20 protein-coding genes and 2 pseudogenes are annotated in these 26596 nt (G+C 51.8%); 15 read left to right on the top strand and 7 right to left on the bottom strand.

Annotation, left to right across the window (positions count from 1 at the left end):
- Positions 1 to 279: pseudogene (locus NATOC_RS06005) on the top strand (hypothetical protein); the annotation flags it as partial.
- Positions 280 to 382: 103 nt separating this feature from the next.
- Here the strand turns inward: NATOC_RS06005 and NATOC_RS06000 are convergent.
- Complete coding sequence (locus NATOC_RS06000; protein ID WP_015320540.1) at positions 383 to 721, bottom strand: transcriptional regulator FilR1 domain-containing protein; 339 nt, start codon at positions 719 to 721, stop codon at positions 383 to 385.
- Between the two features lie 1040 nt (positions 722 to 1761).
- Here NATOC_RS06000 and NATOC_RS05985 point away from each other — a divergent pair.
- The 8 genes and pseudogenes from NATOC_RS05985 (at position 1762) to NATOC_RS05960 (ending at position 12645) form a co-directional block, all read left to right on the top strand.
- Positions 1762 to 2046, top strand: coding sequence for a hypothetical protein (locus NATOC_RS05985; protein ID WP_015320538.1), 285 nt, complete (start codon positions 1762 to 1764; stop codon positions 2044 to 2046).
- Positions 2047 to 2176: 130 nt separating this feature from the next.
- Positions 2177 to 3829 carry a WD40 repeat domain-containing protein gene (locus NATOC_RS05980; protein WP_015320537.1) on the top strand — a complete coding sequence of 551 codons (1653 nt, stop codon included), beginning with the start codon at positions 2177 to 2179 and terminating at the stop codon, positions 3827 to 3829.
- 935 nt (positions 3830 to 4764) lie between these two features.
- Positions 4765 to 5442, top strand: coding sequence for an IS6 family transposase (locus NATOC_RS05975; protein ID WP_015320536.1), 678 nt, complete (start codon positions 4765 to 4767; stop codon positions 5440 to 5442).
- A 54-nt stretch (positions 5443 to 5496) separates the two neighbouring features.
- A pseudogene (locus tag NATOC_RS20990) lies at positions 5497 to 5853 on the top strand (transposase); the annotation flags it as partial.
- A gap of 2036 nt (positions 5854 to 7889) precedes the next feature.
- On the top strand, positions 7890 to 9398 hold the full coding sequence (locus NATOC_RS20985; RefSeq protein ID WP_015320535.1) for an amidase: 1509 nt from the start codon (positions 7890 to 7892) through the stop codon (positions 9396 to 9398).
- A gap of 136 nt (positions 9399 to 9534) precedes the next feature.
- Positions 9535 to 10545 carry a Bug family tripartite tricarboxylate transporter substrate binding protein gene (locus NATOC_RS05970; protein ID WP_015320534.1) on the top strand — a complete coding sequence of 337 codons (1011 nt, stop codon included), beginning with the start codon at positions 9535 to 9537 and terminating at the stop codon, positions 10543 to 10545.
- Between the two features lie 27 nt (positions 10546 to 10572).
- The gene (locus NATOC_RS05965; RefSeq protein WP_015320533.1) at positions 10573 to 11127 is read left to right on the top strand and encodes a hypothetical protein; all 555 of its coding nucleotides are present in this window, start codon (positions 10573 to 10575) and stop codon (positions 11125 to 11127) included.
- Positions 11128 to 12645, top strand: coding sequence for a tripartite tricarboxylate transporter permease (locus NATOC_RS05960; protein WP_015320532.1), 1518 nt, complete (start codon positions 11128 to 11130; stop codon positions 12643 to 12645).
- A gap of 202 nt (positions 12646 to 12847) precedes the next feature.
- On the opposite strand, the gene NATOC_RS20980 is transcribed toward NATOC_RS05960, so the two are convergent.
- From NATOC_RS20980 to NATOC_RS05930, 6 genes are all read right to left on the bottom strand, one after another.
- The gene (locus NATOC_RS20980; RefSeq protein ID WP_015320531.1) at positions 12848 to 14155 is read right to left on the bottom strand and encodes an MFS transporter; all 1308 of its coding nucleotides are present in this window, start codon (positions 14153 to 14155) and stop codon (positions 12848 to 12850) included.
- A 467-nt stretch (positions 14156 to 14622) separates the two neighbouring features.
- Positions 14623 to 16134 (bottom strand): tripartite tricarboxylate transporter permease, encoded by a 1512-nt coding sequence (locus NATOC_RS05950; RefSeq protein ID WP_015320530.1) that lies wholly within the window; start codon positions 16132 to 16134, stop codon positions 14623 to 14625.
- An 85-nt stretch (positions 16135 to 16219) separates the two neighbouring features.
- Positions 16220 to 16741 carry a tripartite tricarboxylate transporter TctB family protein gene (locus NATOC_RS05945; protein WP_015320529.1) on the bottom strand — a complete coding sequence of 174 codons (522 nt, stop codon included), beginning with the start codon at positions 16739 to 16741 and terminating at the stop codon, positions 16220 to 16222.
- 97 nt (positions 16742 to 16838) lie between these two features.
- Positions 16839 to 17843, bottom strand: a complete 1005-nt coding sequence (locus tag NATOC_RS05940; RefSeq protein WP_015320528.1) for a Bug family tripartite tricarboxylate transporter substrate binding protein — start codon at positions 17841 to 17843, stop codon at positions 16839 to 16841.
- A 287-nt stretch (positions 17844 to 18130) separates the two neighbouring features.
- Positions 18131 to 19216: a mandelate racemase/muconate lactonizing enzyme family protein gene (locus NATOC_RS05935; RefSeq protein ID WP_015320527.1), complete on the bottom strand. Its 1086-nt coding sequence runs from the start codon at positions 19214 to 19216 to the stop codon at positions 18131 to 18133.
- 52 nt (positions 19217 to 19268) lie between these two features.
- Complete coding sequence (locus tag NATOC_RS05930; RefSeq protein ID WP_157224674.1) at positions 19269 to 20066, bottom strand: SDR family oxidoreductase; 798 nt, start codon at positions 20064 to 20066, stop codon at positions 19269 to 19271.
- Between the two features lie 147 nt (positions 20067 to 20213).
- On the opposite strand from NATOC_RS05930, the gene NATOC_RS05925 reads away from it, so the two are divergent.
- From NATOC_RS05925 to NATOC_RS20970, 6 genes are all read left to right on the top strand, one after another.
- Positions 20214 to 21419, top strand: coding sequence for an MFS transporter (locus NATOC_RS05925; RefSeq protein WP_015320525.1), 1206 nt, complete (start codon positions 20214 to 20216; stop codon positions 21417 to 21419).
- A gap of 134 nt (positions 21420 to 21553) precedes the next feature.
- Positions 21554 to 22318, top strand: a complete 765-nt coding sequence (locus NATOC_RS05920) for an IclR family transcriptional regulator (RefSeq protein ID WP_015320524.1) — start codon at positions 21554 to 21556, stop codon at positions 22316 to 22318.
- A gap of 42 nt (positions 22319 to 22360) precedes the next feature.
- Positions 22361 to 22780 (top strand): universal stress protein, encoded by a 420-nt coding sequence (locus tag NATOC_RS20975; RefSeq protein ID WP_015320523.1) that lies wholly within the window; start codon positions 22361 to 22363, stop codon positions 22778 to 22780.
- Between the two features lie 384 nt (positions 22781 to 23164).
- Positions 23165 to 24511: an MmgE/PrpD family protein gene (locus tag NATOC_RS05915; protein WP_015320522.1), complete on the top strand. Its 1347-nt coding sequence runs from the start codon at positions 23165 to 23167 to the stop codon at positions 24509 to 24511.
- 85 nt (positions 24512 to 24596) lie between these two features.
- Positions 24597 to 25397, top strand: a complete 801-nt coding sequence (locus tag NATOC_RS05910; protein WP_015320521.1) for an NAD(P)-dependent oxidoreductase — start codon at positions 24597 to 24599, stop codon at positions 25395 to 25397.
- Positions 25398 to 25514: 117 nt separating this feature from the next.
- Positions 25515 to 26522 (top strand): succinylglutamate desuccinylase/aspartoacylase family protein, encoded by a 1008-nt coding sequence (locus tag NATOC_RS20970; protein WP_157224673.1) that lies wholly within the window; start codon positions 25515 to 25517, stop codon positions 26520 to 26522.
- The last annotated feature ends 74 nt before the right edge of the window (positions 26523 to 26596 follow it).

Below are 26596 nucleotides of genomic sequence, written 5' to 3'. Positions count from 1 at the left end.
CTACTAGTCAGCTTCAAAAACAGCGCCAACGAGGACACGATTCGGCGCGGGATCAAGGAGACGCTCGAGTATCTCGCCTTCTTGCGTCTCAACAAGGAGTACGTCTTTGGACGCGATACAGAGGGGTACTTCGGCTCGGGTTGGAACGGCCTACTCGTTGTGCAGGATCTCAAAAGAGAGACAGCCTCGCTCGAGGAGCAAGCCGAGAGCGAGATCAAGATCCTGCAGGCCACTGAAATCGAGGAGCAGCTAGCACAGGTCCTCAAACGAAAATTGTGAGTGGCTAGTTGCTGTGAGGGGAGGGGTACTATGCACTGTGTGTGAAATCAACCCGGTGGAATGAGTGCTATATTAAATATAGTATTCTACAAACCAAGCACAGCTAACTGCTGGGTCGGCCCTCAAACCACTCCAGCCGCATCTCACCGAGAACCGGTCGACACGCCGTACATTTGGTTTCTCGACTCATCACAGACTTATTCTCGTGAACCGCCTCGGGGGAGATCTCTCGCTCAGAGACGGACAGCTCACAGTTGCCCGACGCGAGCATCTCCTCGACCAGTTTGCGGTAGCCCCGGCGGTCCAAGACCGTCCGCGCGAGGCGCTTTCTCACGACGATCTCGTGCTGGCTGTCCGCCTCGACGACACAGTCGCGAGCGACTGTCATCGCCGGGAGATCTACCGCCGGGAGCAGCGTTCGGAACCGATCCGCGGTCTCCATGTGTTCGATATGGCGGTTCACCGGCGCCTACGGATCGGCCGACTCTGAGATGCCGATCATCACATCCGCGAGCGCGCGCAGATCGAATTCGAGTTCAGATTCCGGGAACCGCTCGATGAGCGATCGGAGCCGGTCGACGACCGCCTCGTCTAGACGAACTTCGACAAATTCGTCGATGCCGCTGAATCGATCTTAGCACGAGACCACGGCAGCGCCGAACAATCGCTCGAGATCCCCACCGAACGAGAGGCATTCCTCCTTCGAGAACTCGTTCGCTTCCTCTACGAGGAAGATCTCGTGAGTGATCGCGACGATCGCGTCCTCGTCGTTGCCGCTCGCAAAGTCTGGACCGAATGCACTACCGACGGTCTGTACTTCTGCCAGCTGAGTCACTCGTTCAAACCATCTAACTATCTCGCCTTCTACACCGGTGGTGAGATCAAACCAGCTGTCCCAGCGATCACCAGTACAGTCGAGAGCATCGAACTAATCGAAGAAGCACTACAGATATCATAGACTTAGCACCGTCAACTCGAAGACGGGATCGTCACGTCTCAAGAGCGCAGATTACTAGGAAGCGAGCAGAAGGTCCCGTTCCTTGTCGTCGGGCACGGATTTGCGATCGGGGAACCGGTCCAGAACGACAAGACAGCGTCCAAATCAGACCGAACTGTCGCCTTCCTCCAATATCACCAAGGGCATTCGTCCGATCCCGACCGACGCCGGAATCGATGTCGACCCGGACCTTGGTGAGCATGTCGGGACCGTCGATACTGACGAGACCGAGGACACCTCGAGCGAGCGTGTGGCCGCGATCGACGGCGGACTCACCGTTCGCAAGGCTGCTACTGACGCCGAGATTCTCGAGGACGGCGAGGCCGATCCGTGGGACGGTCCGTTCCCAGAGTTCGACAAGTATGGAGAGCCAACCGGAGAGCGATACCACAAGTGCCGCGACTGTGGTCGTGAGGCGCTCGAGTCGATCGGTCGAAGCACCGTCAGTCACCGGGACGGCTGTCGTTTCGGGGGCGTGAGAGCTAATGCGGCGCACTCACGAGGACGTCGCTGACGCCGTCGCCGGCTACGAACCCGACCCGATCTCCGCGAACGCGGCACTCGACCGCAAGCACCAGCTCGAAACACTCCTCGAAAGCGCCGGCGACATCCCGACGGAGGTTGTCGACGAACTCGAGCGGAAACGTGATCGCGCGCTTGAGGTCCTCCAGTATCGGACATCCGGTACCGACCATAAAGACCGCCGCAACGGCCTGCGGCTTCGAGGCGACGGCGAGCCCGTTGGAAGTCCACTGGCGGAGGTGCTCTGATACCTGCAGGACCCAGTCTGGTAAGGTAGTCGTTTCCGCAGCCGCTCAGCCAAATGGATACCATATCTCTCACTATCAGAGGTGACTTTCTTTCCAGCAATCTTATCATCTGCCGCACTAGTATCAGCGTATGGAAATCGCGGATAGTATCCCGGGCATGAAGCCGAACAAAACCGGGAGAAATGTCGCAGTGGGGAGTGGGTACCTAATCTTGGGATTATTTGCGCTTGTCTTCTTCCCGATCGTGCTTGGCATCATCGTCGGCACGAATTGGCGGGGAACAGCTAATAAGCTAACAGCACTACCAGGGATAGCCGCCGGCGGTGGAGTGAAAGCAGGTGCCGTTGCAGGTGTGTATGGACTCGTAATCTGGGGTCTGCTCATGGCTGGTGGTGGGGGTGAAGAGACACAATCCTCGGCAGATAGCGCTGAAGCCAGTGGCGAAGAGTCAGGCGACTATACCGTCGTTGTGACGGTCGTCGATGAGAATAGCGACCCGATCGAAAATGCCGATGTAGAGTTCGTCCATGACGATGCGATAATCTTCGACACTCGTGACGATCAGCAGACGAACGAGGACGGCCAAGCAACGTTCGAGACAGAAGGCGGATCGATTACAGTCAATGCTGAGTCCGACGGCTACGAAAGCGGAAGTACAGATGTGACGATCGAAAGCGATGATGAAGTGACTATCACACTCGAGTCGGAACCCACAGAAGCCGACGACAGTTCTGATGACGACTCGAGTTCGGGCATCGAGCAGCGGGCTAGCGAGACATATAGCACCTCTGGCCTCGTTACAGGCCTCTCACCCGACGGTGAGACCGTCCTCTTCGGATTCGGTGACGGGAACGTAATGGTATACGACGAGCAGAGAGACGGCGACGTCATCAATCTCGGAGCTGACCGCAGTGTCTCTCATCTCCAAGTATCTGAAGACGGAACCACAGGTACCGTTGGCTGGATGGATGCTGATATGTACGGCTCACTCGACCTAACCGAGGACGACGGGCCGGCTCTCCAGCACCCCGAATTATGGGATCTCGATGCCACTGCAGATGGGACAACGATTGCGTCTGTTTCCTCACCAATCACTGGTCCCGGCACTGTTGCTGCTTCAGCGAATGGTGAGATCCAGTGGGAAACAGACCTGAGCGAATCTGTCGGACAGACTGTTGCTATCACAGATGAGGGAGACTACGTGGCTGTCGGTGCCGGTCGTTATTCAGGTGATGATATCGAGCGCTATGGATCCGCTGGCGTCAAACTCTACGACAGCACTGGCGCCGAGCAATGGACTCACGAAACTGACGAAGATGTGATTTCGGTCAACATCGACAGCGAGCGTGAGTTGGTTGTCGCCGGAACTGACGATGGCAAGACGATCGTTCTTGATCTCGAGGGCAACGTCGTCTGGGAAACTGATTCGTATGGTGGCTGGGTCTACCTCTCGTCGGATGGCAGCACGATTGTCACGTCAGAAGGGGATGGAACCCTCCACGCTGTTGACGCTGAAACCGGCGATGAACAATGGACAGCATCGCTTGGTTTCTGGGGTGCTGAGGATGTAAGCGTCAGCGACAACGGAGACCGTGTGCTCGTTGCAGATCGAGGCAACGGCGAGATAGCCGTTGTCGACAGTGGTAACCTTATCTGGGAGAATTCATACGATATCGGTCCGGCTATTGGAGCGATCTCTGGAGACGGTTCGACTTGGAGTATCAGCGTCCAAGATAACGACAATCAGTCCGGGGAGGTCGAGATTTACAGAGACGAGTCGTAGATTACACGCGACCCGACTCAGCTCTGGATCGACGTTCTCAAACTCATAACCCGATCGGCTCAACGACGTGATGAGCACGTCGTCCGCTATCGTCTGTTCCACCCAGTAGTAGCTCCAGCTTTGACAGAATAACGGTAGTCTACGCTACCGAGTTGAGAATTATGCGAGAACGACCTCCCGTCATAGCTCTACCTTGTGGTCAGAACCACTTAAAGAATAAAGCGATCGTAGTCTGTTCTTGATCGTTTTCCGTTCCTGCAGCCCACTCTACTGGTGTCCCTGTATAGGGTATCTTGAGCACTGGCCATAGCACCCATGTACCATCCAGAGACACGGCCCTGTCGTATAGGGAGGCCACCGGGGAAATTGAACTACACTGTATTTTAGCTGTTGTGAAAGTGGGGTGGGGGAGAAGGTGGAAACATCGCCACAGACGCGATCTTGGGGTGAAACGCTCTGTAGCGGCATATCGATGATAGGGAGATAACCATCTAATCGTGCTGCAGTCGTTTGCAGCGCCAAGTTGATTGCCTCGTCTGGACGAACTTCGACCAACTCGTCGATGCCGCCGAATCGATTCTCGCGCGTGACCACGGGAGTGTCGAACAGTCCCTCGAGATCCCATAGGCATTCCTCCTTCGGGAACACGTTCTACTCACCGCGGGATGAGGGGGCTATAGATTTGGTCCGTAGCTTACCTATTCGCATAACGTAGTCGCATCGAATGTCTTCGAGCAGCGGGAGAGGAGCTTTCTGAGTAGATAGGGAACTCGTCTAAGGGCGATTATAACTTAGACCTCAAATTAGATTATACTGGTAAATATCCGATCATATACCCTACCAATCAAATAACATTACGAATGTTTTATCTCTGTAGGCACTGTCTAGTTGAGCCAGTTTGAGAAACGAGCAGGTCGTTGAGTGAATTGGTTAGGATGCTCGCAAACCTGCTCAGCGAGAGCTACGACGCGGATTTAGAAGAATCTTGGGAGAACGAGCGGACGGCGACGCCCGTCAGGGCGTTCGCCGTCCGCCTTCATCAGACCGGTTGTTCACTTCGGGAGACAACAACGATTCTCGCTGAATTAGGCGTTGAACGCTCTCACGGAGCGGTCTGGAACTGGGTACATCGGCTGGCTGACAGCGGGTGCGACCCGCCTGAGGCGCAGCCGAAGCGGGTCGCGATTGACGAGACCGCTGTCAAGATCAATGGCGAGTGGTCTTGGCTGTACGCTGCAATAGACACCGAAACGAAGCTGATTCTCGATGTCGCGTTGTTTGGTCGGCACGGAACCGATCCGGCAGCTGCGTTTCTGCATCGACTTAACGAGAAATACGATCTCTCCGACACCGTATTTCTCGTCGATCAATTCGGCTATCGGACTGCCCTTGCTCGATTAGGGTTAAGCGGTCGGGTCAACTATACCGAGCGAAACCTCATCGAAAAGTGGTTTCACACCCTCAAAGTGCGCATCGACCGCTTCCATAACTCGTGGGTGGGCAGTCGGGCGAGTGCATACGAATGGTTTGAACAATTCATGCACTACTACAACCGCCAGAGACCGCACCAAGCTCTCGACGGAAAGACGCCGATCGAGGAGGTGCAGAACTAGACAGTGCCAATATTTGCTATTCCTACCAGTTACGACTTTTCAAACCAAGAAAAAGCAATCACCGTCCTCGGTGATCGCTTTTTCGCTCGGTTCGAAGAGTACGTCACCGTCGAACACGCAGAACATTTCATCCTTGCATTATGAAAAGAGCTTAAATATAATCTGCTTATCGTGCTGGATGGAGCGCCGTATTTTCAGGCGTCGGCCGTCACGGACCTGGCGGCCCGTGACGACCTCGCCTTCGTGACATTACCAGCGTACTCGCCAGAACTAAATCCTGTCGAAGAGTGCTGGAGACAACTCCAAGCGGCACTTAGCAACCGCTTCTTTGACTCACTCAACGACCCCACAACAACGATCGATACAGCTCTTGATCAAATCTCTGTACCAAAAGTGAGTAATTATTTCTAAAGACTACTATAGCGCTACTATAGCTACCAGTTAACAAATTAGTAGAGATATGAAAATAACAAGGGAAGATTGAGAGGCACCGCCACACAGACATTTGTTATGAACGAACGCTCGTCTGCTCAAGGAATCCGAACCCTCAACACCATCTTCCGAATTCCCGAGGCCCTCATAAACCGCGACGGTTCGCAGATAGTAGAGATTGCCATCGAGCTTGGTTTTGCGAAGAGTACGCTGCACCAGTAGTGGACAATCAGGTACAACGAGCAGTACGTCCTACGGCGGGTACCACGTCAGCTTGAAGTTCCTCATCATAGGCGAGTACGTGAGACAGCGGCACGAATGGAACGGAGTAGCCAAACAAATAGTTATAGTTCGCGGAGAGGACCGACGGACGTATACAGTTCTTCATCAAGGAGCGGGGCCGAGCAATCTATTTGTATGTGGCTACCGGCGAAGGCGCCGTGAAAGCCAAAACAGTAAAGTGAGCGAATCAAGGAAGTCATCGACCAATGAGGGCTATCAGCGGAAACCGAGGAGAGGATCACCAATCGCGACAAACTATTAGCTGAACTAGAAGATACCCGCGAGCGTAGATACAAGCAAGAATCGAGATCGGATTTCTGGGCGATCAGGACGCCAATCATCTCGAATAATGAAGTTGTCGGCGTGTGCGGTGTCTCCCCTCGATGCCGAATAGAGGCGGACTGATTCTACGAGGAATTCCCAATCACCTGCCCAGAATGGCAAACGAACTCGGGACAAATTGAGTGTTTGCAACTGTTGGAGGGAAATCATACTAGCTTCCAATAATAAGAAGTGTCGCGTCAGACGAGAGAAGAAGTTATCAAACGGCGATAATTGGGTGTTACCGGTCAGTCGATTGACGGCGAGTGATGGATTCGGTTCGTAGCGAACGAACACTCGATTTCAGAATGTGATGTGTGATTAGTTTAAGAGATGGCTAATAAGTATTAGTTGCCGGGGGTATGTCGGCATATGTTACAAAAGTACTATTGTAAATCAGTGGCAGTGATCATCCAGCTTTCGATAAAGCATGTTGGATATAGGTTCGTCATAGACGAACAAGATCGGGGAACTAGCCTGACCGAGGTTGATCAGGACGACCGCAACCGTGTCACGATCAGTGGATATTCCGGCGAATTATCGAAGGTACAGACGCGCTGCAACCAGATAGCTAAGGTTTTTCATGAAGTTCGATGATAAACGGGTGAAGCACAGGAATTATTTGAGTATGAAGCGTCCACGACGTACTCTAACGTTCCTGACGAAGAAATCGACCACGCAAAAACACCGATTCGGGATTCGCCAGTGTCGCGTTGTACGAATTAGATCACGACGTCGATGAAACTGCTTTTGGGTGCATGGACTATCGACAATATCTGTGACGAATACTGGGAAAGTGCTGTATAGTCCCGGATAAACGACGGTGCCGTCACCGAATTTACTGTCAGCGGGATCGTGGGTCTGGCCCGCAGGTTCCACGCCCCAGAGGATCATCTGCTTGAGGGGACTGGCGGGTCGAGGCGCAGTAGGGAACCGAGTTGCGAAATAAGACTGTCGGCGTCGTCGATCTCCTCGTCATCGATCTATACATCTCGGACGAGCAAATCAACGAGATCGACGCCACTCAGTTCCCGCTCGTGGAACTGTTTTGACCCGGTGGAGCTCCGACGAGCGGTCGAGACGGATTCGATCGACGAGACTGCGCTGGACGTCTTTCACGAGGAAACATTGAATCGAATAATCTGATCCTCAACGGGGATAACGTAGTCTCGACGCTGCTCCTCGCAGACACAACGGTTGAGACGCGCAAGCGAATGCTCGTGACTGCTCGGAACATTCCACGGGTCCTAAGTCGATTCAGAGTGCGTAGCAAATCTTCTCGAATAGCCACGCCATGAAGGGGTCAAATAGTACTTTCCTATCCTGGTTTGGTTCTCGACGATCAGCTCTATATATTTGTCACTTGCTTGAACAAAAGGTATATACCAATTGATATACTATTTATTCGAAGGATGAGTGAGTTATCTACCGAAGAGGTACGAAAGCTTGCGGATCAGTTCGGAATCAGTGTATCGGATCACGAACTGAGCAATATTCGAGACCAAGTGAACAGTAATTTAGAGGGATTAGCGGAAGTCAAATCGTTTGTTGAGAGGGAAAGTGAGGAAACGGTTGGTGAACGAACATGGAAAACCGCCACCGATAATTCGCATAATAGCATTATTACGCGGTGTGAGGTCCCTCCAACTGCTGATCACAATGGCTTGCTTGAGGACCTCTCCGTTAGCGTAAAGGACAACATCTCCGTCGCGGGGATCCCAATGGAAGCTGGGTCGGCGGCGTTGCAGGGATATATTCCCCAGACTGATGCAACTGTTATCAAACGTGTACGACGAGCAGGTGCATCGATAACGGCCAAAACGAACCTTGATGAGTTTGGTGCTGGCGCACGAGCCATATCGAACAACGGGCAAATGACACATCCTGATGACCCAGAGCGAATTCCAGGCGGATCGTCTGGTGGGAGCGCAATTACCGTCTCCACTGGCGAGGTTGACGTCTCACTGGCCGCCGATACCGGTGGTTCTGGTCGAATGCCAGCTGCACACTGTGGAATAATTGGATTAAAACCCACGTACGGGCTCGTTCCGACTTCGGGCATTATCGAAAACTCATACACCCTCGACCATGTTGCAACGATGGCAAAGACGGTTGAAGAGTGCGCCGCCCTGCTTGAGGCGATAGCCGGCCGGGATCCAGATGACGCTGCAAGCATGGTGGCCGCAGCGAAACCAGAGTATCAAGTAGGCGGGTACGTAGAGGCATTAAATAACGCAGTATCGTTAGAGGACACGACAATCGGTGTAATTAAGGAAGGACTTGGTCATGGTACAGCAGAACAGGAGGTAATGTCCGGAATCGTCCATCAGACAGAAGCTGCAATCGACCGGCTAAGCGATAATGGAGCCGAGATTAGTCGTATTTCCATAAAAGATTTTGAATTATCCGGTCCAATTAAATACGCTCTCAGTTATGCGGAACTTGCTGCACACTGGCGTGACGCAGCTGCAGACTATCGGCGTTTAGGCAACGTTGATCCGTCCTATCAGCAGGCCTTTGCTGCTCGATCTCAAGCATTCGGACAGCAAGTGAATTGGTATTATCGCGCCCGGTTATTAGCTGGTGCACATCTTGTCAATAATGAACACGGGGGTCTGTATATGTACGCTCAGAAAGCACGAGAGCAATTGTGTGACCAGTTTGAAGCGGCGCTCAAAGAGGTTGACGTGTTTCTCCTGCCGACGTTACCGATAATTGCCCCACGCCTCTCCGAGGCAACCGATCCCGGGTATAATTACGCTCGAAACACTCATCCGGCGAACGTAACGAAACTTCCGGCGATCACGGTACCAAACGGACGAGTACAGGGCGTTCCCGTCGGAATGCAGCTCATGGGAAGCGCGTTCAGCGAAAAGCAGTTGCTCAGCATATCGAAACGCGTTCTCGACGTGATCCGCTAGGCGCTGGTCGCCCCATTTCTCGACACTCTCAGGGCGTAGCTCATGATAATAAATATTTTATCATACAATATTAGCGTAAAGAACAAATCTAAAGTATAAAGTTATAAGTGTTAGGACGAAGTTGAGTTTGGTGTCTATGTTAGAGACAGGCAGACGAGGATTGCTAGCAATTCTTGCTAGTGGTGCAGCAACTGGTATTGCCGGATGTCTAGGTAGCGAGGACGACGGAGAGTTCCCAACTGAAACGATCACACACGTCTCTCCTTATGACCCGGGCGGGGGGAACGACACTTACGCTCGAGGTGTTATGCCGCTCCTCGCAGATGAATTGGACGCCGAGCTCTCTATCGAAAACATCTCGGGGGCGGGCGGAATGAACGCAATTTCGGAGGTTCTGAATTCGGAGCCTGACGGACACACTACGATCGGGATTGATCCGCCAACGGAAGTCGGCGTCCAGATGATGGAAGATCCCGGCATTGATCAGCGCGACCTAGAGCCGGTCTGTCAATTCGGTTTCTCGGCGCGCGTCCTCGTCGTCGACGCCGAGTACGAGGAAGAAATCCAATCACTGGATGATCTCCTTGAGCGATACGAAACAGGTGAGTGGTCGAACGTCGGCGTGATGTCGCCTGGTTCGCCGCCGCACATCTTCACGCTCCTTGCTCATGAAGACGACGAATACGACTGGCAATGGGAGGAACTGATCAGTTACGACGGCTCCGCCGCGATCAACGAAGCAGTCGCGTCCGGTGAGGTTCCGTGTGGGATCAGCTCGGATGCCGGTGCGCTCTCTGCAGTCGAAGCAGGCGACGTCTACCCGCTCGTTACGCTACACACAGACGGGAGTCCGACATTTCCCGACACGCCGACTGTCGAAGACGAAGGCTATCCAGATTACGATTGGGTAAACGGCATCAACCGAACGCTGTTCACCCCGCCGGAGACGCCGCAAGATGTCCGCGAAACGTTGGCGGAAGAAATGGAGAACGCACTTGAGACGGACGAGGCAGAGGAATGGGAAGAAGAAACAGGTAACGCCTTGATGTACGAGGGAATTGACGCCACAGGAGAACACTTCGAAGAAATCTTTGAGGAGTACGAAAATCATAACGTCGTCGAACTTGTCGAGGAGTACGAAGGATAATCAGGTACGGGCCACCACAGTTTTACTATGATAGGTAACACAGACTCCGAAGATATGTTGGTATTCATGATGTTGATGGTTGGATCAATATTTTTACTAATTCCCTGGGTGGAGAATTACGCGACAGAAGCCGCCCTCTTCCCACAGCTAATGGGTGGAATCGTCGTCGTCGGATCGGCGCTCATTTTATTGGGGGACCGGCTTCCTGGCCCACTGGAGATGCTTGTCAATACAGACGTTAATATCACGGATAGCTCCGGAGAATATGACAAGGAAGCCAACGCCAGCGAGGAGATTCGGAACGCCTCGGAGAAACAAACCCTGGCCGACGAATTCGGCGTGAGCATTAGCAGTAAAGCCTTCACGATACTGCTCACGAGTGCCTTCATTTTGAGCGGATACGTCGTTGGCTTGTTATTTGTTGCACCACTATTTGTTGTCCTCTACACACTCTGGTTTAAGCAATCTCTTCGGATCGCACTCCTCGTGGGCGTTATTTCGCTTCTGTTTGTATTCCTATTCATGGAACTGGCTAATATTCCGTTTGACCAAGGTGAAATCTTGAACAGAGGTGGAATCTAAATGGCTCTCGACGCGTTTTTCTCCGGTATCGAACTCGTATTTGCCTGGCCGACAATCGGACTGGTCTTTTTTGGCGTCCTGTTAGGGATTATTATTGGGTCAATTCCGGGGGTTGGAGCACCGATCGGAATGGCGATGTTACTCCCACTCACGGTTGGTATGGAACCTCACAATGCAATTATATTTCTGATCGGCATTTACAGCGGTGGTATGTACGGCGGAAGCATCGCGTCAATCCTCATCAATGCGCCTGGAGACGCAGGTAACGCCGCTACGACGCTCGACGGGTACCCGCTTACGAAGGCCGGACGCGCAAAGGATGCGCTCGCGATTTCCGCGACGGCATCGGCACTGATGGGATTCCTCGGAGCACTCGTTGTTATCGTTCTAACGCCGGTTCTCATTCCGATCGTTCGATCATTCGGCTCCCCCGAATACTTTCTCGTCGCCGTGCTTGGCATCGCCCTGATCACAGTCGTTACTAAAGGTGCGCCGATCAAGGGGATCGTGGCCGGCGCTTTCGGCTTCATGATATCGACAGTTGGGCTCGCGATTATGACCCCTACTCCTCGGTTTACCTTCGACCAGATGGGACTATACGATGGTATTGATTTCATAGCGATTCTGATCGGGCTGTTCGCTGTTGCAGAGATGATCAAGTTGTCCCAGCAGCAGCAAATAGCCGGCAGCAACGTTACCGTTACTGGTAACATCAAAACAGGCGTAAAGTCTGTTATTGATCATCCAGTCCTTACAACGAAATCGGGATTGCTCGGCTTATTTATCGGCATGATCCCGGGTGCCGGCGCTACAACCTCAACGTTCGTCTCGTATGCTGAAGCGGTACGAACATACACCGATGGGAAGTTCGGGGACGGTGATCTCCGTGGAGTGATCGCCACCGAGAGTGCAAACAATCCAACTGTGAGCGGCTCTTTGGTCCCGACGATAGCGTTCGGTATCCCCGGGAGCGGATCGACTGCCGTGTTACTCGGCGGACTCATTCTTCACGGTCTCCGTCCCGGACCGGACATGTTCGCCAGTCAACTCCATGTCACCTACTCCTTTTTCATCGCTATCTTTATTGGCAACCTCCTTATTCTGGCAGTCGGATTACTGCTGATCACGCGGTTCAGTCTAATCACGCAGATCGACTCGAGTATTATCATTCCAATCGTAATCGTGCTGTCGGTTCTGGGCGCATTCACGCTGAACCGGAACTGGTTCGACGTAGCCGCAATCCTCGCGTTTGGGATCATGGGATACTACATGGTCCGTCACAATTATTCGATTATTGCATTCATCTTAGGGGCAGTTCTCGGACCTATCGCGGAAGAAAACCTCTTTCGGTCGCTTCAGCTCGAAGATAACTGGCTTATTTTCGTTACCCGACCACTCTCACTCTTGCTTGTGATACTGACTCTTCTTGTCCTCCTTGGTCCGATACTGAAGGAGTACCTCCACTCTGCAGAAGAGGATGGGGACGAAGCGATGGATCAAAACCTCTCTGAGGAATAGCCGGACATTATTTCCGTTCAAAACCATCTCTAATTCGATTCCCAAGGAATATCCAAAACACCTCATTAGAAGAACCCGTTATGTCCACTTGGAGTTCTTCGAACAGCATCTTCCAACTTTGTTCAAAAACTCCGTTCAGTTCAACCTCAATCTAGCAGTGCCGTGGGCATCATTTTATATTCCATACTACTTTTTATTATAATTACTGGTTCCCCTTCTTGTATATTTTCGTACTATATAATGGGAGAATAGCTACAAGTCCGAGCAAGGTTCCAACTGCTAGGAAGATGAAGCTCAATTGAATCCCGACTATATCACCCATATATCCAATTGCCGCCGGAAACGCCGAACTACCGATAAGTGCGACAGTGTAAACATATCCAAATGTTCGTCCTTCATAGTCCGCCGGTGAGACGTTACTAATAAGGGCATCACGCACTGGATTGAGGCCATATAGACTACCACCGAGAACAACGAAGACGATCGCAAGCAGAACTGGTGATAAGGTGAAAAATGCTAATGTCACGAAGCAAATTGTCGCGATGGTTAAAAGTATGACGATTACAGTCCGGTGATCAAACCAATCTGCGAAGGTACCGGTTGCAAGCTGCGATACTGTGGCACTAAGCAATAGAAGTGCGAAGTAGAAGTTTGCGACCGACTCTGTCTGAAGAGAAATGCCGACTATTGAGAGCGAAATACCATATACGTCCGTAACAAATACTGGCGCAAATGCCAGCAATCCATTTCCTGCGAACAGGATCGCAAAAAAGAAGGCAAGCAGTATCGCGACTGGAAACAAAAACTGGCGCGAGTCGGCTCGAGAAAGTTCACTCACAATCCCATCACTCGAGTCGGTTTTGTTGGCTCTTGGCGGTTGAGTATCAAACTGCGAGTTGGAGAGGTAGACAAACAGCCAGATAGCGTATCCATACCCTAGCACAGCAATACTCAGGAGAATTAATTCCCAGGAAAACAATAAAATAAATACACCAATAAGGATTGGAGCGAGAGCGTCACCAATTTTGGACGCACTTCCCCACATTCCAAGTACTTTTCCTTTGCTATCCGACGAGACATTAGCTGTGATTAATGGATAGCCGACTGGATGGATTCCACTGTATCCGATTCCGGCGACAATCATTGCTAGCGCCATGAGTTGAAATGGACCGGTAAACACGTCGCCAAACAATTCGATCGGGGGGAGACTTGCCCCAAATATCGGTGAGAGTGAGAAAATTACGTATCCGGTCGCCATTGCACTGATCGAAGCGCTAGCAATGTATTGTCGATTAACGCGGTCTGCAAGGATACCGAATGGGGCCTGAAAGAGACCTCCAACGAACATGTAGATACTTACAAGCAGACCGAGCTGCCAAAGCGGTGCATCAATATCAACGGCAAGAACAGGTATCAGGGGAGGGACAAGGCGGTAGAAGATATGTTGAACGGCATGTACAGATGAAATGATCGCTGCGAAAAGTAGCTCTTGACGTCTCAGTCCGAACATTATTTTCTAGAAGTTTTATTTAAATATCAAATTCATCGGTATCGGTATATACATACCAACTTCGAACGATAACATCCCTGCACTCCCTTTCCTATTCTTCATCACATAAATATTCTACATACGAGGAAAAGTAGCTACCGATATATAATCGCTTTAGCGAATTTATCTAACCGTCCTTTTCGGTTAGATTACTCATTCTGATATCATTCGTCGCTGGGCAAATGCACGCGTAAGGAAAAAGATTGCAACAAGGACGATAATCGATGCTGCTACTATGTTTTCCTCCATAAAAAAAGTCGCTATTCCAGCTAAAAGCAGGAACACTCCGGTGAACGCGTTTACCGCGATCTGAGTTTCTATATTATTTGTCATTGTCCACTTTTATCTGAGTACTATTAGATTTTCCTAAGACCAGTACTAGTCTCCCTATAATAAATATTGATGATTTTAGCTGAGAGCATCAGAAGTCAGTTGAGTAGATTGGTTCGAGATTCAACAATGCCTCGAACAATGTTGTACAGCGGTCTGCTCACGAAGGTCAGTACAAGCGCGATCCAGAGTGCGATCGCAAGCCCGCTGCCGAAGAAGTACGTTGGATCGTTGCCACTGACCAACATGCTGCGGAGGAAAGCACCCTCAATGATCGGACCGAGAATGACACCCAGGATTAACGGGATGAGCGAGTAGTTGTTCTCACGCATTACGAACCCGATGATTCCGAAGAGGAACATTAGCCAAATGTCGAAAACACTACTACGCATTGCATATGCCCCGATAACAGTGAGTACCAGTATCGCTGGCACAATAACGTTCGCAGGCATCGTGACGATCCGAACAAGATACTTCGAGACGGCGAATGCAAATATAAGCAAGACTATATTCGCAATGAACAGCGAGAGGATGATAATATTAGCCTCAAGCGCGAAGTCCTGCATGAACTCAGGCCCGGGTCGTACACCGTGAAGGAGGAGGGCAGCGAGCATAACTGCAGTCGTCCCACTTCCAGGGATACCAAGAGCGATCGTGGGAACGAGCGACCCGGCCGTGACTGCGCTGTTAGAACCCTCTGAGGCGATCACACCTTCGGGATTACCCTCACCAAACTGTTCAGGTTTATCGGACATTGACTTCGCCGTCCCCCAGCTGACGAAATTAGCTACGGAAGTCCCGGCACCCGGCATTGATCCGATACTGAGGCCGATGATCATCGCTCGTGCGAGGTCAATAGGCTTCGAAATCACGTATTTAAACCCATCAATAATCTGTCCATACGAGGTATCGAGTTCCGTATCTTCGCTGATTGCTTTCTTGTTGATGAGATAGAATAGCTCGGAAATTGCGAACAGTCCAACGACAACCGGAACGAATGGAACTTCATCATACAGTTCGAAGAACCCGAAATCGAGTCGTCGCTGTCCTGTCGTCGGGTCAACAGGCATCGCGGCGATCAATAGTCCCGCGAAACCGGAGACTAACCCTTTTCTGAAGTTGTCCCCGATCGCTACGGCAACGGCTGCGAGCCCAAATAATCCGAGGACGAAAATTTCACGGTTCGTGAACATGAACGCGAAGTCACCGATCGGACCCAAGAGTAGGAGGACAATGAAGGCGGCAAAGAATCCACCGATGACACTAGCCAAGATCGATATTCCGAGAGCTTTCGATGCCTGTCCTTTCTGGGACATTGGGTAAGCGTCAAGCACCGTCGCGGTCGCACCAGCCGTACCTGGCGTGTTGATCAGAACAGCCGGAATCGCACCACCATAGCTTGCTCCAATATAGATCGCTGCTAGGAACACCAGCGCAATTTCGGCGGTCATTCCGAGTGTAAACGGCAGCGCGATCGCGACCGTATTTGTCCCAGTAAATCCAGGGATGGACCCGGCCAACATTCCAAACATCACACCGATACAGATGAACGCGATATTCTCGACCGTCAACAGCACGCCTAATGCCTCTGGGATGTGCTCTATTGCCATTGTGACTCACCGTCAATCTTGATAGGGTGATTTTCTTGTTGTTGCATTGTTCAGTCGAAGTAGTACTGTGGATAGGTTGCTTTCCTCATATCAACATACCTTCTGGTGGATTCATTCCCATAATGGTTATGAATAGTACATATACGAGCACTAGCGTCGTAATGGTACCCCCGACGATCATTTTCGGGTCACGAAGACCACCGATCAGCATGATTACAATCATCCCCAGGAACGAGGAGATGAAGAATCCGAGTACGTTGATCATCGATAAATACGCGGCGCCAGCAATGACGAAGCCAATGGAACGTTTCCACTCTGAATAAGATTTCTTAAGACTCTCGATGAATTCGTCCTCCGCGCCGTGATTATAGAGATGTTTGATTTCGCTAACGTATACTGAGATAACAAACAGGAATATCATCGCGACGATGAAGTATGGGTAGTAGAGGTTATCAGTACCGATCCGTCCATAGGTGTTCTCAACGTAGAGCACTGCCAGAAGCAGTACTGCAGTCGGAAAGGCCAGTCGAACAAGTGCAACGAACGCTGTCGATGGTGCAGACTCCTCCTCAGCCGCTTCATCTTCCTCTGATTGAGTCATCGCCATATCTTCCTGTCACCCGTGCTGTTTAAGCCTTCGAAATCCAATACACGGAGTTGATTCGGAAACGAGGGGTAAACGATACGATCAGAGTTCCAAATCATTACTGCACATATTCGTCGAACATCGGTGCAAATTCGACGTATGTTTCATATGCATTTTCCAGAATCTCTTCTGTCTCATCCGGACCGTTGTGGAAGACCTTGTCTTCCTCACCGATCTCTTCTAGGTCTTCAATGTACTCATCATTCTGCATAGCGGCTTCAAGTGCATCAACAACCGTATCGAACCGGTCGGGATACTCATCAGCAGCGTCTGCGGATACGAAGTAGAACTGGATCCCGTTGGAGGGATCATAATCGATGTCCGTACCAAGCGCATCGTTGACTGGCGGAGCATCGTCCGTAAGGTCCGGTTCGGGGTTCTCCTCGGCGTAAATTGTGAGACACAATGTCTCATCATTGACGTCCGCGCTATTATAGACGGATCGAGCAGCGACATCAATTTCCTCCTGAAGGAGAGCCGTCTCAGTCGGACCACCGCCGTCGTACGGAACAATCTGGAATTCAGCATCAGTCTCTTCCATTAGCTGAATGACTGAGAGCACATTTCGATTAGTCGGTCCAGAAGAGCCGACAGTAAGTTCACCGGGATTATCTTCGCCATACTCAACAAGTTCTTCGATCGTTGTGAATCGATCTTCATCTTCCCGGACACGAATGACCGCTGCCTCTTCTGAAATCGTGCCGACTGGACGGATATCATCCAGTGTAAATTCCAGTTCATCACCCTCGTATTCATCAATCGCGACTGCAGCAGGTGTTGCCGGCGAGAGGGTTCCGCCGATCGAGTGCAGTTCGGGTTCTTGAGCGACGGTATTTGCGGCGACACGGGTCCCGGCACCGTCGCGGTACTCGATATCGAAATTGGTGTCGAGTTCCTCCTCCAGGTATGGCTGGATTTCTCTCATATTGGTGTCCACACCGCCTCCTTCGGAATACGCGTTAACGAAGGTCATTGTCGAGGGGGGGTAGTCTCCAGCACCGTTGTCTCCTAAACACCCTGCGAGCAACGAAGATCCGATTACGCTACCAGTTGCAACTTTCATGAAGTCTCGGCGTCCCTGTGGCTTCATAACTCAATACATGGTTAGAAGAACACGCATTTATAATTAACTATTTATATGATCACAGATGTATGCCACTTAAATATTGATAATAAGTATAAAATATTTTATTTTTCTATATTTGTAAATATTAGTTGGACAATAAACCAGCTCCCATAATCGCACAACAATAGCCAGTGCAGTTTCAGTTAACCCGACGAAAGAAACAGGAGTAAAAGGTGGCAGCCGTTAGTCGATGCGGTACTCCTCGAAGGTGTCTTCGTCGATAGTTACGCCGAGGCCCGGTTCACTCGGTGGATCGATTCGTCCACCATCCTGCACGTAATCGCGTCCTGATTTTCAACGTATGGGCCGGCAATGTAGCGTCCAGGATCGTCGACATCGTCGTCGAGAACTGCAAACTCAATAAGTTCACACTGGCGGCTCGCCGCCGCAACGTGAAGGCTCGCGGCGTAATTGATTGCCGGTCCAAGCGCGTGGGGGACCATTTCTTTGTTGAACGCTTCGACAAGCGAGGCAACACGTGTCGCACCGGTGATTCCGCCAACATAGTCGAGTGACGGCTGATAGATGTCAAGGGCGTTGGCTTTCAGGTGGTCAAGAGCGGGATAGTGGGGAGTGTGTGTCTGATATCCCGAGATGGGTACTTCGACGGACTTGTTTAGCTCCGCCTGCCCTTGAATGTCTGTATGTGCTATGGGTTCTTCAAACCACTCAATCTCGTATTCGCTCCCGGTCTCTGCAACGGCGCGTGCATCCGTAACGTTGTAGGATGTGTTCGCATCGATTGCCAGTCCGAAATCATCCGGGATCTCATCCATGATCGTCTTGATTCGGTTTCGATCCTCCTCAATTCCGAACCCAGCACCGATCTTCATCGCTTCGAACCCTTTGGCCGAGAGCCACTCAGCGTATTCGGTCAGTTCGTCCGCTGTCTTATCAGCAGGGAACGTTGCGTACGCGTTGACTTCACTGGTCTGGCCGCCGAGCAACTGGTAGACGGGAAGACCGGCGTTCTTGCCGGCAATATCCCACAGTGCCTCGTCGATCGCACTTAATGCACCGTAGGCACCGGCGCGTTTGACGTGCAGATAGAGTTCGTGCCAGATTGCCTTGATGTCACGGGGATCTTTCCCAATGACATGCCGACCCATTGCTTCGATAGACTCCGCGAGGAAGTGGTTGTTTTCCTCCGATCGGTAAAACGATTCACCTAGACCGGTGATTCCCTCGTCGGTGTGAATTCTCACAACGACGGAGCTAATCTCGAGTTCCCGTGCGCCGACCTGCGCAGGAAGCGACGCAGCGTCGACAGCACTACCAAGTACGGCTGTCTCAATATCGGTGACTTCCATAGTGCATGTGGATACTGAACAGTGCCCGTAATATAAATATCGGTTTGGGATGCTACAGCACGAACCGGCTCCAGCCCCCATCGACGCTCAGAATCTCACCGGTCACGTAACTCGCGCGCGGGGAGGCAAGATATGCGACAGCGTCCGCAAACTCTTCAGGATCACCAGGTCGGTCAAGCGAGACTTCCTCGACGCGACTCTGTAGTGCCTCTTCCTCGGAAATTTCCCGGTGGTCGGCCCGTCGCTTGATTTTGTACTCGATCCGATCTGTCATCACAAACCGAGGTGTAATCGCGTTTGCTCGTACTTCGGGACCATACTCGCGTGAAATTGTCTTTACTAACCCATAGAGGCCAAGGCGGTATACGTTCGAGATCGCATGATTTTTTGGAGACTCACGAGCAGACGCACTGGTGACAACAAGGAGCGAACCAATGTTGCTCTTCTGAAGATAGGGTAACGCCGCTTGCGCCATCCAGCGGTTGCTCGAGATCACCCCCTCGTGTGACTTTTCCCACTGCTCTTCGGTCGCCTCGTCGAAGGTTACGGCTGGTGGACCGCCATGATTGTTCACCTGGATATCCAGCGAACCGAACGTCTCGACTGTCGTTTCGACGAAGTCCTCGATATCATCCCGTTCAGTGATATCACACACCGCTGGCAAAATTCGATTCGAACTGACGTTAGTTTCGTCGGCTAGTTGTTCTGCCGCAGACTCGACCCGGTCACTCGACCGCGAGCAGATTGCAACATTCGCTCCCTCCTCGAGGAGACGACGTGCAGATGCGTATCCGAGTCCGCTACTCGATGCTGCGACGATTGCTGTTCTGTCGGTTAACTCGAGGTTCATCAACAGGTGCGGATACATACTGCTAGAGTATACCTCTGGCGGTGGCGGTTCGATGTTGCGTCTTCAATATTAAAATGGCCAAATCTGATAACGGAGGATGTATCCGGATCCACAACCATCATTACAATATCTGGCAGATATCACGCAATGGAAAAGAGACTCTCGGCAGTAGTGGACACTGCTCGGGTCTACAACGTCGTGGTAATCGTTTCGCTGCTCTGGTTCATGGTCCAGTTTCTTCGGTTTGTCTTTCCGCCGCTGTTCGAGACTTTTCAAGAGACGTATGGTGTTTCGAACACGGAAACCGGTATGTTGTTCACAGCACTGATGATCGGATACGCATGCATGCAGTTTCCAGCCGGCGTTCTTGGCGACCGGATTGGCGAGCCACGTGTCATCATCGGCGGGGCAGTGGTCTTTTCCGGTGCAGCGGCACTCGTCGCGACAGGCCAATCGTTTCTCTTGATACTCGCTGGTGCCGTATTGATCGGTCTCGGAACGGGCCCTCACAAGACCGTCGCAATTCCATTGCTCTCGAAGCGATATAAAGAACGGACCGGACTTGCGCTAGGATTTATGGATACGGTCGGCCAGTTTGGCGGAATGTTAGCACCGTTAGCCGTTGTCGCGCTGATGAGCTTCTTTGTGTGGCAAAACGTCTTCGTGCTCGGGGCAGTCGTCTCATTGGTATTAGGGTGGTTGTTTTACGTGACTGTACGACGGGATTCTGAACTTCGAACCAGCGGCGTTATAACCGACGAGGAATCGTCAACCGACTCAAACGAGTCAATCTTCAAGACTTTTCGAACGGTGTTCAGAAATCGTCGACTACTCATTTTCGTGGCGGTAGCAATGGCGTTCACCTTCTCATGGAATGCACTGTCTGCATTTTTTCCACTATTCCTGACCTCAGAGAAGGGGGTGTCGAGTGGTGTCGCCAGTATACTCTATAGCATACTCTTTATTGCGAGCATTAGTCAGACTGCGACCGGCGACATCAGCGACCGACGGGACAGCATCTCCGTCGCGTTCGCACTATTTGCGCTGATGTTCGTGGCAATTCTCTCTCTAATCATCGTTGACTCCCTTCTCACGCTGGTGGCGATAACGGTACTTGCAGGGATCGGATTCCACGGGTTTCGCCCTGTCCGCGACTCCTATCTGATGGACGTCATTCCCGAAAACGTCGGCGGCAGTGCATTTGGGATGATCAGGACGGGTATGACCGGTGTCGGGGCACTCTCCCCAGCAATCGTTGGGTACATCTCCGATGATGCGGGGTTTGTGGCAGCGTTTCTCTCAATTGCCGGAATTATCCTAATCGGCGCTGTATTACTCGTATTCCTTCGGTAGTTCGGATTCACCGACATTGCGTGTCAGTCATAAAGCTCGCTTTTTGTCGATTCAGTTTCCAACTCAATAGTATTCGATCCAATGTGACCGCAAACAGAATAACCTTCAAGAGTGTCCAGCCACTACGGTTCGTTATGAACGAACAAACGCCGTCGCGGGAGATTAGAACTATCACAAATATGTTTCAGATAGTGGACGTCCTCATGAAGCAGGACGGTGCTCAAGTAACCGAAATCGCTACAGAACTCGATCTCGCGAAGAGCACGGTCCACCAACAGTTGTCGACGCTATACAACAATGGATACGTAATCAAAGAGAACGGGGAGTACCACGTCGGTTTGAAGTTCCTGACGATCGGTGAGTACGCGAGACAGCGACGTGAGTGGAGCGGCCTGGCCAAACAGATGGTCGAGCAGCTCGCGGAAACCACTAACGAGCGCGCACAGTTTTTTATCGAAGAACATGGGCGGGCAATCTACCTATATACCGCTGCTGGGGAGCGAGCCGTACAGGCAAATCGACAGAGTGGCGAACTTCGCTATCTCCACTCTAGTGCAGGCGGAAAAGCAATTCTCTCCCGAATGGACCGGGAGCGCATCGAGAAGATTATCGACCGGTGGGGACTTCCTCAGGAGACCGATCAGACAATTACAGATACCGATGAACTGTTTGACGAACTGGAGGCAACTCGCGAGCGCGGCTATAGCATCAACAAACAAGAGTCAATATCTGGACTCTGGGCAATCGCTGTCCCGGTCGTCGCAAACGGAGAAGTGGTCGGGGCATTCAGCGTCTCTGGCCCCCGCCACCGGATGGAGAAAGACTGGTTTCAGGAGGAACTCCCGAACACTCTCCTTGGAACGGCGAACGAACTCGAAATCAAGATTGAGTACTCTTGAATGGCAGTAGGCTTTTTAGGGACGGATGAGATATAATTGGTGATGACGATTGTTACCGCTGTAGAAGACACAGAACGCGACCGTCGAGTGATTGCGGAAGGAGCAGCTCTCGCAGACGCGTTTAATGATGAACTGCACGTCATTCACGTACTGGATCGAGACAGCCTTGAGGAGGGAGCGGCGGCAGACGAACCTGGTTCGCGTCCTACTCTCGAGGTTGCTCGGGATATCGCGGCAGACATCGCGTCGTTAGAAACAAAGGAGTTTACACCCGTCGGTCGGATTGGCTCGCCAGCAGGAGAGATCCAGAACTACACTGAGGAGACCGAAGCACGATATCTTGTCGTCGGCGGTCGGAAACGCTCTCCGATTGGCAAGGCGGTTTTTGGGAGTATTACCCAGTCACTGTTGTTGAACGTTGAGTCGACAGTCGTAACCGTTCGCACCGAAAGCACCTCTTGATTCGTTCGTAACGAACGAACACACGCTCTCAACTATCGTGCAGGGAGTATCCACTGTTAACGTGTAGTGCTACCCCAGAACCCGACTTCTATACAAATGTACTTTTGTAAACCAACCCTAGCGTATCTAGATTATAGAATAGAATATAAGATATATAAGAATTAACTTACAACAGTACTAATGTAAATGATAGGTGCCCAATTACTGACCTCAACAAAAGCAAACGTTGTTCGTTATAGACGAACGTGCCAATGCAAAGATCAGGAAGCCTGAATGGGTGGCTCTCGGCAGCACCCATTCTGAATTCGGGCACTCGGTTCAGCGACCATCCTGGTGGTAATCTTACCGCAATATCTAAGTCCCCCCATCCAAATCATACTATATATGGGAGAAACCCAAGAGCTAGCTGAATACGTAGAGACGATTACGTATGACGATATTCCGTCGGAAGCGACTGAGCACGCAAAGACCGCAATTCGAGATTATATTGGCGTTGCACTATACGGCTCCCACCACGAGGTTGGCGACACGATCTACAACTACATTGATACACAGTACGGAGACGGTGACGCAACGGTGTTTCACCGCGACGCGAAGTCTGCGCCTGCTGCAGCACTTGCAAATGGCGCGTTCGGTCACGCCATCGACTACGATGATACGTTTGAGTCTATTGTTATTCACCCGACATCCCCCGTATTCGCTGCAGCGCTAGCGGCGGCAGAGGAAGTTAACGCTTCGACGACAAAGTTGCTGACCGGATACGTCGCTGGCTGTGAAGTCGCGTATCGAGTCGGCCACAGTACGTATCCGGAGCATTACCAGAACGGCTGGCACAGCACGGGAACGGCCGGTTCCTTTGGAGCCGCCGGCGCCGCTGCATCGATACAGGATCTCGATGCGGAGGAGGTTTCGACCGCATTTGGGATCGTTGCCTCTCTCTCTTCGGCACTGAAGAAGAATTTCGGGACGATGACAAAGCCCCTCCATGCTGGTCACGCGGCTGAGATGGGTGTCCGTGCGGTGTTACTCGCACAGAACGGATTCACCGCCGATTCGGAAATTTTCGAGGGAGACATCGGCTACAATCGCGTGATGACAATCGACGACAGCTACGACCCCGAAGAGATCACTGAAGATCTCTTCGAGGAATGGGGTGTCCTCGATATCGGCTTCAAACCGTATCCCTCTGGTGTCATCACCCATGCTGCAATGGACGCGATGCGTAACCTCACTCGAGAACACGACCTTGAGCCTGTAAACGTCGAGTCCGTCGTTGTCACGCTTGAAGAGGCTGCCTCAGAGATGCTCCATCATAAACAGCCTAACGACGCACTGCAGGCGAAGTTCTCCATCGAATTCTGTCTGGCCTCGATCCTCCGAGAGGGTCGAGCCGGAATTCACGAATTCACTGATGAATATGTGCAGCAACCCGAAACGCAGGAGACGATCCAGAAGGTCTCCCGCGCATTCGAGTCAAACCTATTCGGCGACGAGTTTGCAGGATATGGCGCAGTCGTTCGGGTGACAAAGACCGATGGAACGGAACTCCGCGAGGAGATCCGATACGCACCAGGTAGCCCGAACAATCCAATCGAAGAACAGCGTCTCGACCGGAAGTTCTACGAGTGTGCTGAATCCCGTCTCTCGGAATCAGATGCAGAGGCACTGGACACCGCGATTCAGAATCTCGAGGACACGGAACTCGATAAATTCGTCAGCTACATCGAATAATTACCGGTTCGGCGGACGGAATCGGTTCAGGCGGATCCGGCGAGTCGACCAAAACATTAATTCTTGTATTCGATGATTAGGGTATATGAACGTCGTAGCATTTCGATCAGTTGATCGTGTTATCGATGAATTTGGAGATCTTTCAGTACAGCGAGAACCGAAGCAACGATATTCTCCGCCCGAACTGAAAGAGCGAGTCGGGGGCGCTGATGGACTCTTCGTCCACTCTGAGAACGACTATACGGAAGAGTTGTTCAACACCACACCAAATCTCCGGGCGATCGGTAAGGCCGGATCAGGAATCGATAACATTAATATCGATGCTGCGACCGAACACGACATCGCAGTTCTCCACACGCCAGGAATGAACGGCGTCGCCGTCGCGGAGTTCACGGTAGGTGCGATCGTGAGTCTCGCGCGGCGATTCCACGCCGCTGAAAACCACCTCCTTGACGGCGGCTGGCGCTCAGAAGCTTGGTGGGGAACCGAACTGCGCGGCAAGACGGTCGGTATTGTCGGACTTGGTGCCGCCGGATACGAGACAGCGCGGCGGCTCAAACCGTTTGACGTTGACTTCCTCGTCGCGGATCCGTATGTCTCTCAGGAGCGCATTAATAACATTAACGGAACGCGGGTGTCGCTCAAGGAATTACTCTCCAACACCGATATCGTTAGTCTTCACGTTCGCTTGACTGAGGAGACGGAGGGCATGATCGACGATGACGCGTTCGAACTACTCGACGATAACGTATTGCTGGTGAACACCTCTCGGGGCGCCGTAATCGATTGGGTAGCTCTCCAAAACGCTCTTGAGACCAACGCGATTGGTGGCGCTGTACTAGACGTCTTCACGAAGAGCCGCCAGATCCGGCCTCCTCGATCCTGAACCATGAGAATGTGGTTGCGACACCACATCTCGCGGGGGCGACTGTCCAAACGCGTGAACGGATGCTTGTGGCAACTGCTCGAAATGTCCGCCGAGTGCTCGAAGGCCAATCAGTTGATGAGGAATACCTCGCGAACCCAGAGGTTTTCAAGGAGTAGTGTCACTGATAGGAAACAAGTAGGGACCGCGAAGGCAAATCCGGGCGAAATCGATGTGGGAACGCTCTGCGTTGGAGAAGCTCGAGACGGGAGCCCCGTTGAGCTCCCGGTCGTCGTGATTAACGGCACGGAAAGCGGGAAAACATTGTATATTCAGGCGGCGAGTGACGGTGACGAACTCAACGGTGTTGGAGTAGTCCACCAGCTTGTCCCGCAACTCGATCCCAGCAAACTCTCGGGCGCAATAATGATCGTTGGGATCGTTAACTACTATGGCTTTCAGGTGGCCGAACACCGGAATCCAATTGATGATACTAAGATCAATAGAGCATATAGAGGTAACGAAGCCGGAAGCTCGAGCGAACGCATCGCTTACGCTACCTACGACATCGCTTCTAACGCAGACCTCATTCTTGACCTCCACCAAGCATCGACAAGCAAGATGGTCCACGAAACGCGCGTCCGCTGTGGCTCGAAACATCGGCTTCATGATCAGTGTCTTAAACTTGCAAGGGCTTTCGGATGCGGGCATATCATGGACAAGAAGGGTCCCCGTGGTCAGTTAGCACGAGTCGCACCGAACGACGGGATTCCGACAATTGATCCCGAACTCGGTGGTGCAGTAGGCTGGGATAAAGAGAGCATTCGGGTGGGTGTCGAGGGTGTCTTCAATGTTCTTCAAACATATGACTTTCTCACAGGTCAGTCGGAAACGAAACCACAGGTGCGAGCGAACGACATGCACTACTATAGTGCACCTGCGGGCGGCCTCGTTCAATTCGAGAAGGAACTTGGACAGCGAGTCTCTCGCAGGGAAACGCTGTTTACCGTCACAGACTTGTTTGGTGCTCCAAAAGAAGAGGTCGTCGCGGACGAAAGCGGTATTTTCTGGCGGTGCCGGCGTCTTCCACAAGTCGCAAGTGGTGAATACGTCTGTTCAGTAGGGACGAATATCGACGAATACTGATATTTATCTCACCGTTTCACCGTCTCCTCTAAATCGGAGTTACTTGATGTAAACCGAGTAGATGCGCTGTGACG

It is taken from the genome of Natronococcus occultus SP4 (genome assembly GCF_000328685.1).
In the GTDB taxonomy this organism is placed as follows: Archaea; Halobacteriota; Halobacteria; order Halobacteriales; family Natrialbaceae; genus Natronococcus; species Natronococcus occultus.
The sequence above is the reverse complement of the archived record's forward strand: the minus strand, read 5'-3'. Positions and strand labels throughout refer to the sequence as shown.

Excerpts from the sequence above, each read along its gene's own strand:
- NATOC_RS06000 (WP_015320540.1), bottom strand. The coding sequence starts at position 721 with ATGGAGACCGCGGATCGGTTCCGAACGCTGCTCCCGGCGGTAGATCTC.
- NATOC_RS05985 (WP_015320538.1), top strand. The coding sequence starts at position 1,762 with ATGCGGCGCACTCACGAGGACGTCGCTGACGCCGTCGCCGGCTACGAA.
- NATOC_RS05980 (WP_015320537.1), top strand. The coding sequence starts at position 2,177 with ATGGAAATCGCGGATAGTATCCCGGGCATGAAGCCGAACAAAACCGGG.
- NATOC_RS05975 (WP_015320536.1), top strand. The coding sequence starts at position 4,765 with ATGCTCGCAAACCTGCTCAGCGAGAGCTACGACGCGGATTTAGAAGAA.
- NATOC_RS20985 (WP_015320535.1), top strand. The coding sequence starts at position 7,890 with ATGAGTGAGTTATCTACCGAAGAGGTACGAAAGCTTGCGGATCAGTTC.
- NATOC_RS05970 (WP_015320534.1), top strand. The coding sequence starts at position 9,535 with ATGTTAGAGACAGGCAGACGAGGATTGCTAGCAATTCTTGCTAGTGGT.
- NATOC_RS05965 (WP_015320533.1), top strand. The coding sequence starts at position 10,573 with ATGATAGGTAACACAGACTCCGAAGATATGTTGGTATTCATGATGTTG.
- NATOC_RS05960 (WP_015320532.1), top strand. The coding sequence starts at position 11,128 with ATGGCTCTCGACGCGTTTTTCTCCGGTATCGAACTCGTATTTGCCTGG.
- NATOC_RS20980 (WP_015320531.1), bottom strand. The coding sequence starts at position 14,155 with ATGTTCGGACTGAGACGTCAAGAGCTACTTTTCGCAGCGATCATTTCA.
- NATOC_RS05950 (WP_015320530.1), bottom strand. The coding sequence starts at position 16,134 with ATGGCAATAGAGCACATCCCAGAGGCATTAGGCGTGCTGTTGACGGTC.
- NATOC_RS05945 (WP_015320529.1), bottom strand. The coding sequence starts at position 16,741 with ATGGCGATGACTCAATCAGAGGAAGATGAAGCGGCTGAGGAGGAGTCT.
- NATOC_RS05940 (WP_015320528.1), bottom strand. The coding sequence starts at position 17,843 with ATGAAAGTTGCAACTGGTAGCGTAATCGGATCTTCGTTGCTCGCAGGG.
- NATOC_RS05935 (WP_015320527.1), bottom strand. The coding sequence starts at position 19,216 with ATGGAAGTCACCGATATTGAGACAGCCGTACTTGGTAGTGCTGTCGAC.
- NATOC_RS05930 (WP_157224674.1), bottom strand. The coding sequence starts at position 20,066 with ATGAACCTCGAGTTAACCGACAGAACAGCAATCGTCGCAGCATCGAGT.
- NATOC_RS05925 (WP_015320525.1), top strand. The coding sequence starts at position 20,214 with ATGGAAAAGAGACTCTCGGCAGTAGTGGACACTGCTCGGGTCTACAAC.
- NATOC_RS05920 (WP_015320524.1), top strand. The coding sequence starts at position 21,554 with ATGAACGAACAAACGCCGTCGCGGGAGATTAGAACTATCACAAATATG.
- NATOC_RS20975 (WP_015320523.1), top strand. The coding sequence starts at position 22,361 with ATGACGATTGTTACCGCTGTAGAAGACACAGAACGCGACCGTCGAGTG.
- NATOC_RS05915 (WP_015320522.1), top strand. The coding sequence starts at position 23,165 with ATGGGAGAAACCCAAGAGCTAGCTGAATACGTAGAGACGATTACGTAT.
- NATOC_RS05910 (WP_015320521.1), top strand. The coding sequence starts at position 24,597 with ATGAACGTCGTAGCATTTCGATCAGTTGATCGTGTTATCGATGAATTT.
- NATOC_RS20970 (WP_157224673.1), top strand. The coding sequence starts at position 25,515 with ATGAGGAATACCTCGCGAACCCAGAGGTTTTCAAGGAGTAGTGTCACT.